This is a genomic window from Terribium retamae, from assembly GCF_022347545.1.
Lineage (GTDB): Bacteria > Pseudomonadota > Alphaproteobacteria > Rhizobiales > Rhizobiaceae > Mesorhizobium > Mesorhizobium retamae.
On record NZ_JAKREW010000116.1, the window covers coordinates 1 to 1,139 of the forward strand.

The 1,139-nt window shown below is 61.3% G+C and carries 1 protein-coding gene; it reads left to right on the plus strand.

Annotated elements, in window-relative coordinates; translation table 11 throughout:
- A partial coding sequence (gene tuf / locus L4923_RS30780) for an elongation factor Tu (RefSeq protein ID WP_239370881.1) occupies nt 1–1,139 on the plus strand: 1,139 nt, incomplete at its 3' end.

A 1,139-nucleotide genomic window follows, 5' to 3' on the forward strand; every position in this document is an offset into this window, starting at 1 on the left:
ATGGCAAAAGGTAAATTCGAGCGTACGAAGCCTCATGTGAACATTGGCACGATTGGTCACGTTGACCATGGCAAGACGTCGCTGACGGCGGCGATCACGAAGTATTTCGGCGAATTCAAGGCCTATGACCAGATCGATGCAGCCCCTGAAGAGAAGGCGCGCGGCATCACGATTTCGACGGCTCACGTTGAGTACGAGACGGCTTCGCGTCACTATGCGCACGTCGACTGCCCCGGCCACGCCGACTATGTGAAGAACATGATCACCGGTGCTGCCCAGATGGACGGCGCGATCCTGGTTGTGTCGGCTGCCGACGGCCCGATGCCGCAGACCCGCGAGCACATCCTTTTGGCCCGTCAGGTTGGCGTTCCTGCGATCGTTGTGTTCCTGAACAAGGTCGACCAGGTCGACGACGCCGAGCTTCTGGAGCTGGTTGAGCTGGAAGTTCGCGAGCTTCTGTCGAAGTACGAGTTCCCCGGCGACGACATTCCGATCGTCAAGGGTTCGGCGCTTGCAGCTCTTGAAGACTCCAACAAGGAGATCGGCGAGAACGCGGTTCGCAAGCTGATGGAAGAGGTCGACGCCTACATCCCGACGCCGGAGCGTCCGATCGACAAGCCGTTCCTGATGCCGATCGAAGACGTTTTCTCGATCTCGGGCCGCGGCACGGTCGTGACCGGTCGCGTCGAGCGCGGCATCGTGAAGGTTGGCGAGGAACTGGAAATCGTCGGCATCCGTCCGACCGCCAAGACGACCTGCACGGGCGTCGAGATGTTCCGCAAGCTGCTCGACCAGGGCCAGGCTGGCGACAACATCGGCGCGCTGCTGCGCGGCGTTGACCGTGAGGGCGTCGAGCGTGGTCAGGTTCTGGCCAAGCCGGGTTCGGTGAAGCCGCACAAGAAGTTCAAGGCGGAAGCCTACATCCTGACGAAGGAAGAGGGTGGCCGTCATACGCCGTTCTTCACCAACTACCGTCCGCAGTTCTACTTCCGCACGACGGACGTGACGGGCATCGTTTCGCTGCCGGCCGGCACCGAGATGGTGATGCCTGGCGACAACATCACCGTTGACGTCGAGCTGATCGTGCCGATCGCCATGGAAGAGAAGCTGCGCTTCGCTATCCGCGAAGGCGGCCGTAC